This is a genomic window from uncultured Pontibacter sp. (genome assembly GCF_947499215.1).
Classification (GTDB): domain Bacteria; phylum Bacteroidota; class Bacteroidia; order Cytophagales; family Hymenobacteraceae; genus Pontibacter.
Window position 1 is genome coordinate 638,976 of record NZ_CANMNI010000003.1, and the last position, 15,587, is coordinate 654,562.

The 15,587-nt window shown below is 50.9% G+C and carries 12 protein-coding genes; 3 read left to right on the forward strand and 9 right to left on the reverse strand.

The genetic code is table 11. The features are described from left to right. Position 1: 1 nt before the first annotated feature. The 3 genes from Q1A04_RS16695 to Q1A04_RS16705 all read right to left on the reverse strand — a co-directional run bounded on the left by Q1A04_RS16695 (position 2) and on the right by Q1A04_RS16705 (position 4,268). A complete protein-coding gene (locus Q1A04_RS16695; RefSeq protein ID WP_299708270.1) occupies positions 2 to 1,879 on the reverse strand; it encodes an LTA synthase family protein in 1,878 nt (625 codons plus the stop codon). 171 nt (positions 1,880 to 2,050) lie between these two features. Then, complete coding sequence (gene ald, locus Q1A04_RS16700) at positions 2,051 to 3,163, reverse strand: alanine dehydrogenase (RefSeq protein ID WP_299708272.1); 1,113 nt, start codon at positions 3,161 to 3,163, stop codon at positions 2,051 to 2,053. Between the two features lie 322 nt (positions 3,164 to 3,485). Next, positions 3,486 to 4,268 carry a DUF1573 domain-containing protein gene (locus tag Q1A04_RS16705; protein ID WP_299708274.1) on the reverse strand — a complete coding sequence of 261 codons (783 nt, stop codon included), beginning with the start codon at positions 4,266 to 4,268 and terminating at the stop codon, positions 3,486 to 3,488. Positions 4,269 to 4,458: 190 nt separating this feature from the next. On the opposite strand from Q1A04_RS16705, the gene Q1A04_RS16710 reads away from it, so the two are divergent. Continuing rightward, positions 4,459 to 6,867, forward strand: a complete 2,409-nt coding sequence (locus Q1A04_RS16710) for a thiamine pyrophosphate-dependent enzyme (protein ID WP_299708276.1) — start codon at positions 4,459 to 4,461, stop codon at positions 6,865 to 6,867. Positions 6,868 to 6,938: 71 nt separating this feature from the next. Here Q1A04_RS16710 and Q1A04_RS16715 read toward each other — a convergent pair whose 3' ends face one another. After that, positions 6,939 to 7,553, reverse strand: coding sequence for a hypothetical protein (locus tag Q1A04_RS16715; protein WP_299708278.1), 615 nt, complete (start codon positions 7,551 to 7,553; stop codon positions 6,939 to 6,941). 74 nt (positions 7,554 to 7,627) lie between these two features. Between Q1A04_RS16715 and Q1A04_RS16720 the strand changes: the two genes are divergently transcribed. Further along, positions 7,628 to 8,623: an acyl transferase gene (locus Q1A04_RS16720; protein ID WP_299708280.1), complete on the forward strand. Its 996-nt coding sequence runs from the start codon at positions 7,628 to 7,630 to the stop codon at positions 8,621 to 8,623. A gap of 34 nt (positions 8,624 to 8,657) precedes the next feature. Further along, positions 8,658 to 9,581, forward strand: a complete 924-nt coding sequence (locus Q1A04_RS16725; RefSeq protein ID WP_299708282.1) for a zinc-dependent peptidase — start codon at positions 8,658 to 8,660, stop codon at positions 9,579 to 9,581. A gap of 73 nt (positions 9,582 to 9,654) precedes the next feature. Here Q1A04_RS16725 and Q1A04_RS16730 read toward each other — a convergent pair whose 3' ends face one another. The 5 genes from Q1A04_RS16730 to Q1A04_RS16750 form a co-directional block, all read right to left on the reverse strand. Continuing rightward, positions 9,655 to 10,821 carry a sigma-54 dependent transcriptional regulator gene (locus tag Q1A04_RS16730; protein WP_299708284.1) on the reverse strand — a complete coding sequence of 389 codons (1,167 nt, stop codon included), beginning with the start codon at positions 10,819 to 10,821 and terminating at the stop codon, positions 9,655 to 9,657. Between the two features lie 133 nt (positions 10,822 to 10,954). Continuing rightward, positions 10,955 to 11,851 (reverse strand): transglutaminase, encoded by an 897-nt coding sequence (locus Q1A04_RS16735; protein ID WP_299708286.1) that lies wholly within the window; start codon positions 11,849 to 11,851, stop codon positions 10,955 to 10,957. Between the two features lie 398 nt (positions 11,852 to 12,249). Further along, entirely contained in the window at positions 12,250 to 13,371 is a 1,122-nt protein-coding gene (locus tag Q1A04_RS16740; RefSeq protein WP_299708288.1) for a hypothetical protein, read from the reverse strand. Between the two features lie 102 nt (positions 13,372 to 13,473). Then, entirely contained in the window at positions 13,474 to 14,265 is a 792-nt protein-coding gene (locus tag Q1A04_RS16745; RefSeq protein WP_299708290.1) for an FRG domain-containing protein, read from the reverse strand. A 220-nt stretch (positions 14,266 to 14,485) separates the two neighbouring features. Further along, positions 14,486 to 15,547, reverse strand: coding sequence for a PA0069 family radical SAM protein (locus tag Q1A04_RS16750; protein WP_299708292.1), 1,062 nt, complete (start codon positions 15,545 to 15,547; stop codon positions 14,486 to 14,488). Positions 15,548 to 15,587 lie beyond the last annotated feature (40 nt).

Genomic DNA, 15,587 nt, shown 5'->3' on the forward strand with positions numbered 1-15,587 from the left:
CTTAATTTTTTCGCAACCAGAAATACAGGTCGTTGGCTACCATCTTGTTTTTGAAGTACTGTACATAGGCCTTCAACTGCTGTTCCTGTGTTTCATTCATCTGTTCGGCAGGTGCCAGTTCCGGAAAGGTATGGAAGCGCAGCTCGTCCGTTGCCGTCATTTCGGTTACCCCATCTTGCCGCACGAGGTAGTACGAAACGCCATTATAGAGCAAAGCGTGACCGGTAGCGGTGCTATCCAGTACTGACTGGCCGAAGGGCAGCAGTTTATCAACAGGCAGTTGCAGGTAGTCGACCATGGTAGGCAGAATGTCGGCATGCTGCGTTACCTTTTGCACATCGGCCTCCAGCTTTTTGGCAGGATGAAACAAGAGGAGCGGAACCCTATAAAAGCCCAATTCCTGCTGGTACTCCGGTCGGATGCTCTTTTGGGTATGATCCGCTACCAGAATGAACAGAGTGTTCTCGTACCAAGGCTGCTTGGAAGCTGTCTTAAAAAACTCCCGTAACGCATGATCGGCGTAGCCCACAGACTCGTGTATCTCCAGTTCCCCTTTCGGGAACTTGCCTTGATACTGGGCTGGCACGGAGTAAGGTTGGTGAGAGCTGAGCGTGAAGACCGTGCTGAAGAAGGGATGAGCAAGTTTGCTCATTTCCTGCACCGTATACTGCAGGTATGGCTCGTCAAAAATTCCCCAACTGCCGTCGAAGTCCCGCACTTGTAAGTTAGAAGGGTACTCGTCTAGTCCATAGTAGTGCTCTATACCTGCCATGGCAGTATACTGGTTAAATCCCATGGTGCCATTGGCTGCGCCATGGAAGAAAGCCGTGGTGTAGCCCGCCTCACGCAGTAAGTATCCGGCGCTGAATATCGTGTTGGACTGGTAAGGAGAGATGATGTAAGGATCTGGCAGGAGCGAGGGCAAACCCGACAGGATGGAGGGCAACGCCTCTATAGACTTTCGGCCATTGGCAAAGCTGTTGCGAAACAGGAGCCCCTCGCTGGCCAGCGAGTCGAGGAAAGGGGTATAACCTTCACCGTTGTTCAGGGCGCCCACATACTCAGCCGAGAAACTTTCCAGAATGATCAGCACCACGTTTTCCTGCAGTGGCTCACCTGCAGGTATAGCATACTTGTCAGGCTGAACCGGTAAAGCAGCTAGCAGTTCCTCATCCGACGCAAAAAAGTGCTTTTCTTCTAGCGTACTTTTTCCCAAGCTCTTAATAAAAGTGAAAGGCGAGTTGAGTGAGAGATGGCCTAACGAAGTATGTTCCTGCACAAAGGCATGCGCCGGATGCAATGGCTTAAGTTGTGTACCGCCTCTTATACCCAGCACAACAAAGGCCGCCACTAGCAACAGACGCAAATAGCGCTGCCACACGACTAGTATGTTGGAGGGTGTAGCACTCGCTGTAGGGTAGAGTTTGGTTATAGCCACTAACAGCCCCACAAAGCCAAGTCCTATGTACCAGTAGTAGCCGGCCAGTTGCCCTAGCTGCCCCAACACATCACCTGTAATAGTGAGTATCTCGTTGCCCGATCGTCTGCCTATAAATTTAAAGAACTCCACATCGGCCAGCGCCAAGGCTATAAATGGCGCATTGGTCAGCACAAACAGCCACTGTAGCGTACGCTGGTATACCGGATGCTGCAAATTGCCATGCGGCAGGAGCGAAAGCAGGATGAAAAGCGAGTTGATGATGACAAGTGACGCCACGTCGAAACGAAGACCATGCACAAAGGCCAGCGCCACTTGCCCGACAGAGGCTTCGGCGAAATGGTCGTAGTTAAAAATAAAGAAGACGGCACGCAACAAGGTGTAGAGCAGGAAAACAAGCCCTAAGCGGCGTAGCAGCAGTTGGAATGAACTGTCAAACATTAATCAGAGAAGATATCCTTAGCGTTTTGACCACCCCTAAAAGCAGCGGCAGGTCTGTAATAAAACACAAAGATACCGAAAAAGGAGCGCATTCGGCACTCACAAAACAAGTGCGCCTTTCCGACTAGGTCAGAAAGGCGCACTGCTTATAAATAGAGGTCTATACCTTGATTACAGTACAGAATCAACTTCTGTATACTCCAAGTTGAAAGCTTCCGCCACACCTTTGTACACCACTTTGCCCTGTACCACGTTCAAGCCAAGCTTCAGCTCATTGCTGTCGGCGCAGGCTTTTTTCCAGCCTTTATTGGCCAGTTGGATCGCAAATGGCAGGGTTGCGTTGGTAAGTGCCAGTGTAGAAGTATAAGGAACAGCACCGGGCATGTTGGCTACGCAGTAGTGTACCACATCATCGATGATGTAAGTCGGGTTCTCGTGCGTAGTTGGCTTGCAGGTTTCAATGCAACCACCTTGGTCAACGGCTACGTCCACTACCACAGTACCCGGACGCATTTCCTTCAACATGTCGCGTGTGATCAGGTGAGGGGCTTTCGCACCCGGGATCAACACGGCACCGATTATCAGGTCATGCGTGGAAAGAAGTTCGCGGATGTTGTATTCGTTCGACATGAACGTGTTCACGTTGGCTGGCATGATATCGTCCAGATAACGCAGACGAGCAAGGTTTGTATCGAGGATGGTCACATCGGCACCCATACCTGCAGCCATCTTGGCTGCGTTTGTTCCTACTACACCGCCACCTAGGATCATCACCTTGGCAGGACGAACACCCGGTACGCCACCCAGCAGAATACCACGGCCTTTCAGCGGTTTCTCCAGATACTTAGCACCTTCCTGCACAGACATACGGCCAGCAACTTCTGACATAGGTACCAGCAATGGAAGGCTTCTGTCAGCGCGCTCCACTGTTTCGTAGGCAAGGCAAACGGCTTTTTGCTTGATCATGGCGTGCGTAAGCGGCTCATAAGAAGCAAAGTGGAAGTAAGTGAACAGCAACTGGTCTTCTTTGATGAGGTTATACTCCGACTCGATCGGCTCCTTCACCTTGATGATCATTTCCGCGATGCCATATACCTCCTCAATGCTTGGCAGTATGCTGGCACCGGCTTGGGTATACAACTCGTCTGGAAAACCGCTGCCTTCACCGGCAGTAGCCTGTACATAAACAGTGTGGCCATTGCGCACCAGTTCAACCACGCCGGCAGGAGTTACGCCTACGCGGTTTTCGTTATTCTTGATTTCCTTTGGAACACCAATAATCATGTCGTTCTTTCTTATAGTATTAGATATTGGAAAAGCTGCGCAAATATACCATAACTATCTTGAAATAAAAGGCTAATCGAGAAAGCTGCTTCAACAATGTGCAAACATTTGCACTAGGCTGATATAAAGCGATTTGAGGGAGCGAGGGAGATGGGTGGCCGTACAAAACTGCGGTTGAAAAGTCTGACTTTGGTAATTGAATGGGGCGGTGACCTCAAAATTGCATCCTGCAATGCCAAAAGGCTGGAACGGGAAGGTATAAAATGAAAAAAGGCAGTGATAAAATCACTGCCATTAGTACAAAATAAAACTATGAAAAAAACTATCTGAAAGGTACCGGCTGACTGCCCTCCCTTAACATATTCTTTTGAGCCAGACTCTCTACTACAGTTGCCTTCAGCGTGAGCTTCAGGTCTGGCATTACTATATCATTTGATACGATGGTTACCACCTCGTTTTGCTCCCTTAACATTGTGGGAATATAGGTTAGTTCCAAAGTTGCCTGCTGTCCGGGTTTTAATGCCGGCTCCGAAACTTTATAGGTTACGCAGTTGCAGTTTGACTTCACACCCTGCACCACAAGGTCCTGCCGACCTGTGTTTTTGATTGTGAACTTCGCCACGGCTTTTTGTCCTTTTTCAAGTTTTCCAAAGCTGTGTGAAGTAGTTCCAACAGCCAAACGCGGTGAATTTGCTTTTTGTTCCAGAGTATGATTAGTTTTTAAATCTTTTGGGCCAACCTCTCCTTTTATGAAGATTACAGCATGCGGCGTAGCGGCATTGGAAGTGATAGAGATTGATTTGTGGAACGGTCCCGGACGGCCGTTGCTGTTGTACATGGCTTTAATCACACCCGTTTTTCCCGGCATGATTGGGTCTTTAGTCCACTCTGGTGTGGTACAGCCGCAAGAAGGTTGCACTTGGGCGATAACCACAGGCTTGTCGCCTACGTTCTTCACTACAAACTCATAAGAAGCTATCACGCCCTCGGCAAATGTGCCAAAGTCATGTGTCTCTTTTTCAAATTTGAGTTCGCCCTGTGCTTGGGCGGTAAAGCCGGCCAGTAAAAGGCTAAGCAGAGTAAGAAGGTAGAATTTTTTGTTCATAATGCGAAGTAAAGAAATTTTGCGAATGTAAAAAGAGGTTTTGCAAACAAACAAAGATATAAAATCTTTTATCAAAAAATAGTATCAATTATTGTACCTAGTAGTATGCGGGAGGGGCTCTAATTTGAATTTAGGCTAATCTTCTGTACTTTTGAAGAGAAAATCCACAATAAGCTTTTACAGACAAGACATGCAAACTGCTGAAGCATCTATAACTCAACGATTAAGCGTTCAAGAAATACTCAATGATTACCGCATTGGGTGGGAGAGCCGCCATGCGAGCCTTGCCGGCCGCAAAGAGGTGTTCATGGGCAAAGCCAAGTTCGGTATCTTCGGCGATGGCAAGGAAGTAGCCCAGTTGGCTATGGCCAAGTTCTTCCAGAACGGCGATTTCCGATCTGGCTACTATCGTGACCAGACTTTTATGTTCGCCATCGGTGAGCTAACACTCCAGCAGTATTTTGCACAGTTATACGCACATACCGATGTGGAGGCAGAGCCTTCCACAGCCGGTCGCGCCATGAACGGGCACTTTGGTACCCGCCTGCTCGATGAGGAGGGCAACTGGAAGAACCTGATGGAGCAGAAGAACTCCAGTTCGGATATTTCACCAACCGCATCACAAATGCCGCGCCTTGTAGGCTTGGCCTATGCGTCTAAACTATACCGTCAGAACCCTGATCTGCAGGGTATGCAGCAGTTTTCGGTAAACGGAAACGAAGTGGCTTTTGGTACCATCGGCAATGCTTCTACCTCCGAGGGCATGTTCTTCGAGGCCATCAATGCCGCCGGTGTGCTACAGGTGCCGATGTTGGTATCGGTGTGGGACGACGGTTACGGTATTTCGGTGCCAGCTGAGTACCAGACCACCAAAGGCAGTATTTCTGAAATTCTGGCCGGTTTCCAGCGCAATAGCCGTGAGGAGCAGGGCTATGAGATATTTAAGGTAAAGGGATGGGACTATGCCGCCCTTTGCGAAGCCTACGAGGCAGCCGTGAAGGTATGCCGCGAGGAGCATGTGCCGGTACTGGTGCACGTTGAGGAGGTTACCCAGCCGCAGGGACACTCCACTTCCGGATCGCATGAGCGCTATAAATCCAAAGACCGACTGGCTTGGGAGGCGGAGCACGACTGCCTTGTGAAGATGCGAGAGTGGATACTGAGCTCCGAAGTAGCAACAGCCGAGCAACTGGACGAGATCGAAAATGAAGCCAAAGAAACGGTGCGTCAAGCCCGTAGCGCCGCTTGGAGTGCCTTTGCCGATAGCATCAAAGAAGATCACGAAGAGGCCTTGCGCCTAATGGATAGTCTGGCCAATGCCAGCGAGCATATCACCGAGATCGCCACCATTACTGAAGAGCTCCGCAAAACATCGACTCCGATCCGCAGCGACGCGGTGAGAGCCGTGCGCAAAGCGCTGCGCTACGTGCGCGATGAGAACAACCAAGCCAAACGCGATCTAGTTGGCTGGCTGGAGCAGACCTTGGGTGAGAACGCCGACCGGTTCAACTCTTATTTATACAGTCAGTCCGTAGAAGCCGCGCTGCTGGTAGAGGAAATAAAGCCTGAGTTTGCGGAAGACGCTCCTGTGGTGGATGGCCGCGAGGTGTTGCAGGCCTGCTTCGACGCCATGCTGTCGCGTGACCCGCGTGTGTTCGCCATTGGCGAGGACGTGGGTCGCATCGGTGACGTGAATCAAGCCTTTGCCGGTTTGCAGGAAAAGCACGGTGAGCTGCGTGTAACCGACACCGGTATCCGCGAGTGCACCATCATCGGACAAGGTATAGGTGCCGCCCTGCGTGGTCTGCGCCCGATAACTGAAATCCAGTACCTCGACTACTTATTATATGCCATTCAGATTCTGTCTGACGATGTGGCCTGTTTGCAGTACCGCACCAAAGGAGGACAGAAGGCCCCGCTAATCGTGCGTACCCGTGGTCACCGTCTGGAGGGTATCTGGCACTCCGGTTCTCCGATTGGTATGATCCTGCACAGTATCAGAGGGATGCATGTGCTTGTGCCTCGTGACATGACGCAGGCCGCAGGTTTCTACAATACATTGCTTAAGTCTGACGAGCCGGCGCTGGTGATTGAATGCCTTAACGGTTACCGTTTGAAGGAGCGTATACCTAGCAACATTGCTGAATTCACTGTGCCACTGGGTAAGCCGGAGGTTCTGAAAGAAGGTTCTGAGATTACTATAGTGACTTACGGCTCTATGTGCCGCATCGTGCAAGAGGCCGCCCGTCAGTTGGAGGAGTTCGGCATTTCAGCTGAGGTGATTGACGTACAATCGCTGCTGCCGTTTGACTTGGAGCACATGATCACAGACTCGATCCGTAAGACCAACCGTGTGCTGTTCGCCGATGAGGATGTGCCGGGAGGCGCTACCGCCTTTATGATGCAGCAGGTCGTGGATGAGCAGGGCGCTTGGCGTTACCTCGATTCCAAACCGCAGTGTCTGTCCGCACAGGCGCACCGTCCACCATACTCATCTGATGGTGACTACTTCTCCAAACCGAATCCGGAAGATGTATTCGAAGCGGTATATGAAATCATGCACGAGGCTGATCCGAAAGCCTACCCTACGATTTACTAAACAGTATTTATAAAAGAGAAAGGCCCTGTACCAGTAAGTACAGGGCCTTTCTCTTTTATAATTTTTCTATTTTAGCCTTCTGAGGGCTGGAATAGCGTGATTTCTTCAGTGGTGACGATATTGCTGCGGTGGGGTACCGGTGTGGTACGGTCGTATATATAGATATCAAATTTAATAACCGTGCCGGGCTGCAGCAGCGGAAACTCACCGGAATTGATTTCGTTGATCGTATACTTGATCTCTCCCTCAAGTGGCTCAGGACGCTCGTCTGATGAGAGTCTCTGAAAACGGCCAGAGAACTGAAAACCGGGTAATGGGAAGGGATAAGGCTCAAAACGGTAACCGGTAGAAGTGAAAGGGTCGTCTACCCGCACGTACATCACCGTATGGAAATTGTTGTAATACTCAGAACCTTCATTGAAAGGGGGACGCAGGTCTGGTGATTCCCGCTGTGTAGACAGACCGAGGTTGCCGTCACCATCCTTAAAGCCGATGACGAGTACAAGGGAGTCACGCAGTACCTGCTTGTCAGGGTTTAGTGGGTCCCCGCTGTCCACAAAATGGTACTGCTCCACGCGCCTGTATTCTATTTCGGGAACTACGTCATAAACGGGTTCTTTGCGGCAGGAGCTAAAGGCCAGCAGCATCAGGAGGCAGGCCATACCATACTTTAGCATGTATCTCATGTGGGATCTCAGAAAATGAAGCTAAATTTACTAAATCAAACGAACAGATACAGGAATTGTTATAAATAATTTGGATGGATTTCAAAGCCCGACACCTTAGCCAATTGCACGGTTCTCAGCCTTTTGACTTCACCGAAACGGCTTTGGCACTTTTTCGGTTTCAAGCGGAGCATAACCCTGTCTATCGCTCCTATCTGCAGCAGTTTGGGAAAAACACGCAGAAGGTAAGCCGTCTGGAGGAGATTCCTTTCCTGCCCATCGAATTTTTTAAATCCCACGAGGTGAAAACGGGAGACTTTGAGCCGGAGGCGACTTTCTATAGCAGCGGCACCACCCAAATGTCCCGCAGTCAGCACTTAGTGGCCTCCTTGGACTGGTATACACAGACCACGCAGCGCATTTTCGAAACGTTCTATGGTCCGCTAACCGGTTACGTGGTACTGGCACTTTTGCCTTCTTATTTGGAGCAGGGTGGCTCTTCGCTGGTGGCTATGGTCGATTTTTTTGTGAAGCAGTCGGGGCAGGAGGAAGAGGGCTTTTACCTGCGCAACCACGGGCAACTGTTGCAGACCATCAAGGCAGTGCAGCAAAAAGGCAAGAAAGTGTTGCTGATAGGGGTATCTTATGCTTTGTTGGACTGGGCCGATGAGTTGCAGGGCCGTGAAGACTTCTCTAACGTAACTATTATGGAGACAGGCGGCATGAAGGGCCGCCGCCGCGAGATGATCCGGGAAGAGTTGCATGATTACTTGAAGCGGGGCTTTGGCATGGAGGCTATCCACTCGGAATATGGCATGACGGAACTGCTCTCTCAGGCTTACTCTATGGGTGATGGCCTGTTTCACCCCGGCTATACCATGCGCGTACTCCTGCGCGACCTCAACGACCCCTTCGACATCCGCCCTGACATGCGCTCCGGAGGTATCAATGTGATTGACTTGGCCAATGTGGATTCCTGCGCCTTTATCGAAACCAAGGACATAGGCCGCATGCACCAAGATGGTACCTTCGAGGTATTGGGCCGGTTCGATAACTCTGATATTCGAGGCTGCAATCTTTTGATCGCCTAGCACCCTATCCGTTCATTTTCCGTTTAAGCTGCCCATGGGTTATATATTTTTCATAGCATTAGTAGCAGGCATGATCCTGCTCTTTTATAGATGGGCCACGCGCAAGGAGCGCCGCCGCAAACAGATTCTTCAGCAGGACTTCCCGGTGGAGTGGCGCAAAATTCTGCAGGACCGCGTTGGCTTTTACCATACATTGAAAAATGAGGATGAAAAACAACGCTTTGAGAAGATGCTGCTGCTTTTTGTATCAGAGAAGCGGATCACAGGTATACAGACTGAGGTGGATGATACGACCAAAGTGCTAGTAGGGGCCAGCGCGATCATTCCGATTTTCGGCTTTCAGGACTGGGAGTACCATAATCTGGGGGAGGTGTTGGTGTTTCCGGGCAGTATAAAGCGCTTTAAAGATCCGGAGAACGAAGCTGTGTCGGAGGTGCTGGGCCGTGTTAATCCTTTTCAGAATGACCACTACGTAACCCTGTCTAAACCGGCGCTAGAGCAGGGCTTTAACGACATGGCCGACCGCAAAAATGTGGGTATACACGAGTTTGCCCACATGCTCGATCAAGCCGATGGTGAGATAGACGGGGTGCCCAAGACTTACCTGCCGGATGAACTGGTGCGTCCTTGGGAAGAACTCATGTACCGCAAGATTACGCAGATCGAGAAAGGGAAGTCCGATATCAACTCTTATGGAGCCACGAGCGAAGCAGAGTTTTTTGCGGTGGTGACCGAGTACTTTTTTGAGAAGCCCGGTCAATTGGCTGAGAAGCATCCCCGTCTGTATGAACTGCTGACAAAAGTGTTTCAGCAGAATCCCAAAAAGCGTTTCCGTATTAATTTCCGGGAGTTACTCAACCCCTACGGCAAGCGACTGGGCCGAAATGAGCCCTGCCCGTGTGGAAGCGGGGAGAAGTATAAAAACTGCTGTCTACAGAAGCAGCAAAAGGCAGCTTAGGTATAAAACAAAACGCCCCAGCCATTTGGCCGGGGCGTTTTGCTAAGGTGAGCATAAGTATAGGTGACTGTCTTTAGGATACCGCCGGACGGGCATAAGCCTTGGCGTCCTCCTGTGTGATTTCCTGTCCGCTCATAATGACGAGGCGCTCTACCACATTGCGAAGCTCACGCACGTTTCCTCGCCAGTCCAAGGTTTTCAAGTACTCCAAGGCATCGGCCGTGATCTCTTTCGGCTTATTGCCATAGTCATTGGCAATGTCCTGCAGGAACTTCTGCACCAAGTCAGGTATATCCTCGCGACGCTCATTCAGCGGCGGCACATGGATTAGGATAACACCCAGACGGTGGTAAAGGTCTTCTCGGAACGTCTTGGCTTCAATCTCTTCCAGCAGGTTCTTGTTGGTAGCGGCCAGTACGCGCACATCCACCTGTATGTCTTTGTCGCCGCCTACACGGGTGATCTTGTGCTCCTGCAGGGCACGCAGCACTTTAGCCTGCGCCGACAGGCTCATGTCGCCCACTTCGTCCAAAAACAGGGTGCCGCCATTGGCCTGCTCAAATTTACCGATGCGCTGCTTTACGGCTGAGGTAAAGGAGCCTTTCTCATGGCCGAACAATTCACTTTCGATCAGTTCGCTCGGTATAGCGGCGCAGTTCACCTCTATAAGCGGGCCGCCAGAGCGGTTGCTATGCTCATGAATCGCACGCGCCACCAATTCCTTACCGGAACCGTTCGGACCGGTAATTAGCACCCGGGCGTCGGTTGGAGCTACTTTCTCAATAGCCTGCTTCACGCGGCCCAGCGCTTCAGAGGTGCCTACCATTTCGTAGGTCTTCGATATTTTCTTCTTCAGGATTTTGGTTTCGGTCACCAGACTGGATTTGTCGAGCGCATTGCGCACCGACACCAGCAGTCGGTTCAGATCCGGTGGCTTCTGCAGGAAGTCGTAGGCGCCTTTTTTGGTGGCCTCCACGGCCGTATCGATGGTGCCGTGCGCCGATATCATGATAAAAGGGGTGTCAGGCGCTACTTCCATAGCCTTCTCCAGTACCTCTATACCATCCATACCCGGCATCTTGATGTCGCAGAGTACGGCATCATACTTGGTTTTGCCGATTTGCTGCAATCCTTTCAAACCGTCTTCGGCTTCGTCAACGGTATAGTTTTCAAATTCCAATATCTCCTTTAATGTGCTGCGGATGGCCCGCTCGTCATCTATGATCAGGATTTTGGGCATATTTTCTTCGTTTGTTTTATTCTGTGAGGATAAGTATATAAAATAAACAGCCGCTAATCAAGCGGCTGCTGCATTTGTACGGTATATCTTGAAAATAAGCTATGCTATCAGGGTATAATCAGCTCTGCAAGGCTTAGGAATTGGTGAAATTGATCACGCTGTATAGCTCCGGCTCCAAGAACGGGCCACCCGGATAGCCAGCGGTGTAGTCGAAGTTGATCCAGAGTTCGCCGTTTGTCTCGTGGAAGTGGATTTTGCCGCCTGTCACCTCATCCGGGAAAAGCGAACGCACGGCATAGCTTACCTTGTCCAGATCCTCCACAGTGCCCATCTTCACCTCCGCATACATGTGGTTAGGCGAGATCACGATGCGGGCCTCACCACCGATGGCCATAATCGAAGAGGCCATCAGGATGGCATAGTCGTCGCAGTCGCCTGCCAGCAGTTGGATACTTTCAGTAGGAGGGGAGTAGTAGTCGAGCCCCAGCGGGTCATTTACGTAGCGCCAACTGTTGCGCACATGCTTAAAGAGCGAGAAATAGCGCACCATCTTGCCATACTTGCGGTAGTACTCGTCGTGGAAGTAGCGGGTGGAGTTTTCTACGGCAAAGGAGCGAACGGCCGGGTGTGTCGGCTGCATGGCGCTTTTCACGCGACGCTCCTGAAAGTAAGTGCCTTTCACCGGCTTGAAATAAGATACTTTGCTGGAGTTACTGGTCATGTTCACCAGCATGGCATTATAGTCAGCGTAGAGGTTCTCCATCGTATAGTCGTCGAAAGTACTATTGAAGAACATGGCCCCCATAATACCCACAAAGGCCAACAGGATAAGTTTGTGGCTGATAAGCGTAATGACCACCGAAACAATAGCCGCCAAAACAACGCACAGGAGGAAGTTCAGCTCGTAGTCGATAAAACTAATGGGCGGGAGGTAAAAACTGATAAGGACCGCCATCGGGAACACGATGATGATCTGAATAAACCGAACTAAAAACGTAGTCAGATTGGAGAGCTTGAACAACTGCGTCATGATTCCCGAATTTTGTGGTTTCTGGCGCCTATAGCCCTTCTGGCTTTATAAGTGCATTGTTTAATATTGTCTTTTACTTGTAACGCAAAACCCGGACCTTTTTACTCATTTTGTGTCCCGTTTTTTTTACATTTTTGTCTGCGTGTGGTCTCGTGATTAATTTCGGGAATATTTTTCATAATCAGAAAGGCAACTACTGAAATAATAATTTTTCTTTTAGCATTTGCTACTGACAATCCTTTGATACGGCAAACGGGACTGGCGCTTTGAACGGAAGATTTATATAACAGGCAGCTATGCGATAACTAATTCGCCCGTTGCTAGCGAGTTTGCATAAAACTCGCTAGCAACGGGCGAAGCAACTTAACTTAAAGAGTAAGGATCGTTTCTCTTTTGCCTTATTGATACTGGATATACAGCGGTTTTGGATTCAGCTGCAATATCTCCTCAGGTGTCATCAGGCGGGTATTGTTTCGGGTGTCATTCTTATAGAACACCTTAAAACCTGTATACTGCACGGGCTCTTTGGCAATAAAGCGGCGGTAGGTGTCCTTTTTAAGTGCCGGCGATCCCCAGCCGTCCATATGCATCACCACCTGTACCTCCGGTCGGAGTTTGATGTCCTGAGAGTTCTGGATCATGCGCTGCGTGAAGCGGTGCACGATGAGCAGTTTAGGCGGCAGGTTGTACTCTTTGGCGATATTAGCCAGCAGTTCAGTAGCGTAGTTGATGTCCTCGGCATCGAAGCTGCCTATTTTCTTTCCGGGCACTCCATCCTCTTTCATGGCAAACTCGGCGTCTATACCCAAGTGTACGTTTGGCAGCTTCAGGAACTGGGTCAGGCGGGGTAACTCCTCGGGTAGGGTGCTGCGGCCTACCTGCACATCCAGAAACACCAACGCATCGCGCTGACTGGCCATCTCCAACACATCTTCTATCATTTTGTCGGTCATGCGGAGGCGGTACTTGTCACCACGGCCCGGGTGCCCTTGGGCGGTCACCACAATGGCGTGCAGGGCGGGCTGAACGGGTGTGAGCGAGTCGGCTTTGGTCCAGTTGGCCACCTCTTCGTCCAGACGGCGGAGCATTTCTTCAACCGGATATTCACCCAATATACCCATACGCTTCGAAAGCGGATTGCCATAGTAGGCCAGAATACGCTTCTGCGGCAGGATGGCGCCCGGTAGTGGAGCCGGTCCCGGATACACATAGGAATCTGGAGTAGCTGCCGGTGCGGGAGCATCTGCCTGTTCCGGGCTTGCCACTTGGACAGTCATGGTGTCTTCTGAAGCGGTAACGGCGCTGTCTGCCGCGGCAGGCAACTCATACCTTTCCGTGCTATCCGGCAGCGTGGCCGAATGCGCTTCCTTCTCCTGCGTGCAGGAGGAAGTGCTCAGGAAGAGGGCGGCGGCGAGGATACCGGGTGTGTACTTCAGGGATTTGTTTAAGCGGAAGCAGGTTAAGTTATTCAAAGCAAGGCTTTTGGAGGCTTTGCCTGCAGGCAGTAAAAAAGGGTTCATTTAGTAGGCGTAAAAATTTCTGTAAACGGTCTATCAAAGTATGGATATTTTGGGAGAAATCAGCGCCCTGAGCCGTTTTTTTAGTAAAAAACTTATGACGGTTCAGTCATGGGTGTAGTGTCTCTTTAACCATTGGCTCAAGCCCTGCAAGCCCGGGAAAAGCACGCGCTCGGTGATGTTGGCTTGGTCCAGCTTGTCCCGTATTTCCCATTTTAGGCTGGCAGGTATAATCACCCTAAAATATAGCTCTGGATGCTGTTCTAGCCATGCACTCATGTTGGCCTGCGCCGTCGACATAAGCGAGAACAGGGCGTACTGGTGCACAATGCGGGCGTCTAGCGAAGGGGGCTCTAGGAAAACAACATATTCTTCGCCTTGCAGCAAGGCCAGCTCTTTGAGAGAGCAGCAAACGGGCTGCAATATTTCCGGGGTGAATACATTCGAGCCTTCCTCCTTGATTGCCGTTTTGAGCTTAAGTGGTAAAAACTCATTGGCCTTCACATAATCCACGCACCAGATGGCGCCGTCCTCGTCGTAGCTGGACAGGTTCTGGGTAGCGAAGTGCAAGGCCACATAGGGGGAGTAAGTCCAGTCGAGGAGGCGGGTAGGAAGACCGTGGTGTTGCGCCACGGCCAGCCAGTTCCATATCGAGTCGCCGGGTGCCGAATTGCTATGGGCATACTTCCGAAAGTTGCGCAGAATGTGAGGCTCCAGTTCGTGGTACCGACTGCCGAGCCGCGTCAGGCTGGTACTTAAGTCGTATTGCAGACTCCATGACCCCCTGTACACATAGGAGGAGCGGAAGCGCCTGAGGTTTTCGTTCCAGCTGTGGTCAAAAAGGGCGGATTGTACGTCTGCCCAGCTATTTACTATAATGTCTTTTCCGGGTTCCATGCAAGGTTTTTTACTGTCTTGAAATAGCAGGCGGCACGGGTGGTTTTCTATACCTTGTAGGTCAGCCAAATGTTGTGCCTACCAATGATAAGGCTTATTGGCGGCATTCGCAACAGGCTGTTAGCATTTGGTTGAAAGGGTTGTTTTTCAATGCGCCATCCGCTTATACCTGTGTGGGCGAGTACAAGGGTATCTGAGTAGACTGACTTTAATTCAACTTTTAAAAGAGATTCATCTGTATACCTGCTTTGGTGCAGAAGTGGTTATAGTTGTAGGGTTTCATGCTGCGGCCTGCCAAGTAGCGGTTGCGGCTCATCTTAAAGAGCTTGTTGATAGCATCCGCAAAACGACCTTCGCCGCGCATGCGCGTGCCGAAGCGGCTGTCGTTGAGTTGTCCGCCGTGGCAGTCTGCGATTTGGCTCAACACCTTGTCAGCCCGGTCTGGAAAAGCCTCCCGAATCCAGTCTTCGAAGATGGGGCCGATGCTGCCGTTGAGCCGTACGATGGTATAAGCCGCGCTGCTGGCACCCGCCTCGGCCGCACGTTTAATGATGGCGGGAATCTCAGAGTCGTTGAGACCGGGGATAATGGGGGCTACCATCACATTGACAGGTATACCGACGTCCGTCAGTTGCTTCACCACCTGCATACGCCGTGCGCCCGTGGCGGTGCGGGGCTCCAGCTTCTGGCGCAGTTTCTCATCGAGGGTCGTGATGCTGATGTTCACATGCACTAAGTCCAGCTTGTTGAGCTCCTGCAGCAGGTCGAGGTCGCGGAGGATGAGCGCGTTTTTGGTGATGATGCTGACTGGATGGCGGTACTGAAGCAGCACCTCGAGCATACGCCTAGTCAGTTGTTTCTTCGCTTCGATGGGCTGGTAGCAGTCGGTGTTGCCGGCCAGCATGATGGGCATCACCTGCCAGTTCTTATTCTCCAGTTGGTGTGCCAGTACTTCCGAGGCGTTTTCCTTGACGATGATCTTGCGCTCAAAGTCCAGTCCGGCGCCGTAGCCCCAATACTGGTGCGTGTTGCGGGCGTAGCAGTACACGCAGCCGTGCTCACAGCCTTGGTAGGGGTTCATGGAGTAGGAGAGCCCCAAGTCCGGACTCTCCACTTTGTTCACGATCTTTTTGGGGTGCTCCGTGAAGAACTCGGTTCTGGAGTTGGAGAGCATCGCCTCATCCAGTCCCTCGATGTGCTCAGCGACATACTCCTGTTTCAGGTATGGGTTTGCCGGATTATACTGGGCGCCTCTTCCCTTCAAAAATTCTTCTGCTTTCATAGTGTTAAAACTCTTTTACTGTCATTTCGAACTTTAGTGA

Coding starts and splice junctions, on each gene's coding strand:
- Q1A04_RS16695 (WP_299708270.1), bottom strand. CDS start 1,879: ATGTTTGACAGTTCATTCCAACTGCTGCTACGCCGCTTAGGGCTTGTT.
- ald (WP_299708272.1), bottom strand. CDS start 3,163: ATGATTATTGGTGTTCCAAAGGAAATCAAGAATAACGAAAACCGCGTA.
- Q1A04_RS16705 (WP_299708274.1), bottom strand. CDS start 4,268: ATGAACAAAAAATTCTACCTTCTTACTCTGCTTAGCCTTTTACTGGCC.
- Q1A04_RS16710 (WP_299708276.1), top strand. CDS start 4,459: ATGCAAACTGCTGAAGCATCTATAACTCAACGATTAAGCGTTCAAGAA.
- Q1A04_RS16715 (WP_299708278.1), bottom strand. CDS start 7,553: ATGAGATACATGCTAAAGTATGGTATGGCCTGCCTCCTGATGCTGCTG.
- Q1A04_RS16720 (WP_299708280.1), top strand. CDS start 7,628: ATGGATTTCAAAGCCCGACACCTTAGCCAATTGCACGGTTCTCAGCCT.
- Q1A04_RS16725 (WP_299708282.1), top strand. CDS start 8,658: ATGGGTTATATATTTTTCATAGCATTAGTAGCAGGCATGATCCTGCTC.
- Q1A04_RS16730 (WP_299708284.1), bottom strand. CDS start 10,821: ATGCCCAAAATCCTGATCATAGATGACGAGCGGGCCATCCGCAGCACA.
- Q1A04_RS16735 (WP_299708286.1), bottom strand. CDS start 11,851: ATGACGCAGTTGTTCAAGCTCTCCAATCTGACTACGTTTTTAGTTCGG.
- Q1A04_RS16740 (WP_299708288.1), bottom strand. CDS start 13,371: ATGAACCCTTTTTTACTGCCTGCAGGCAAAGCCTCCAAAAGCCTTGCT.
- Q1A04_RS16745 (WP_299708290.1), bottom strand. CDS start 14,265: ATGGAACCCGGAAAAGACATTATAGTAAATAGCTGGGCAGACGTACAA.
- Q1A04_RS16750 (WP_299708292.1), bottom strand. CDS start 15,547: ATGAAAGCAGAAGAATTTTTGAAGGGAAGAGGCGCCCAGTATAATCCG.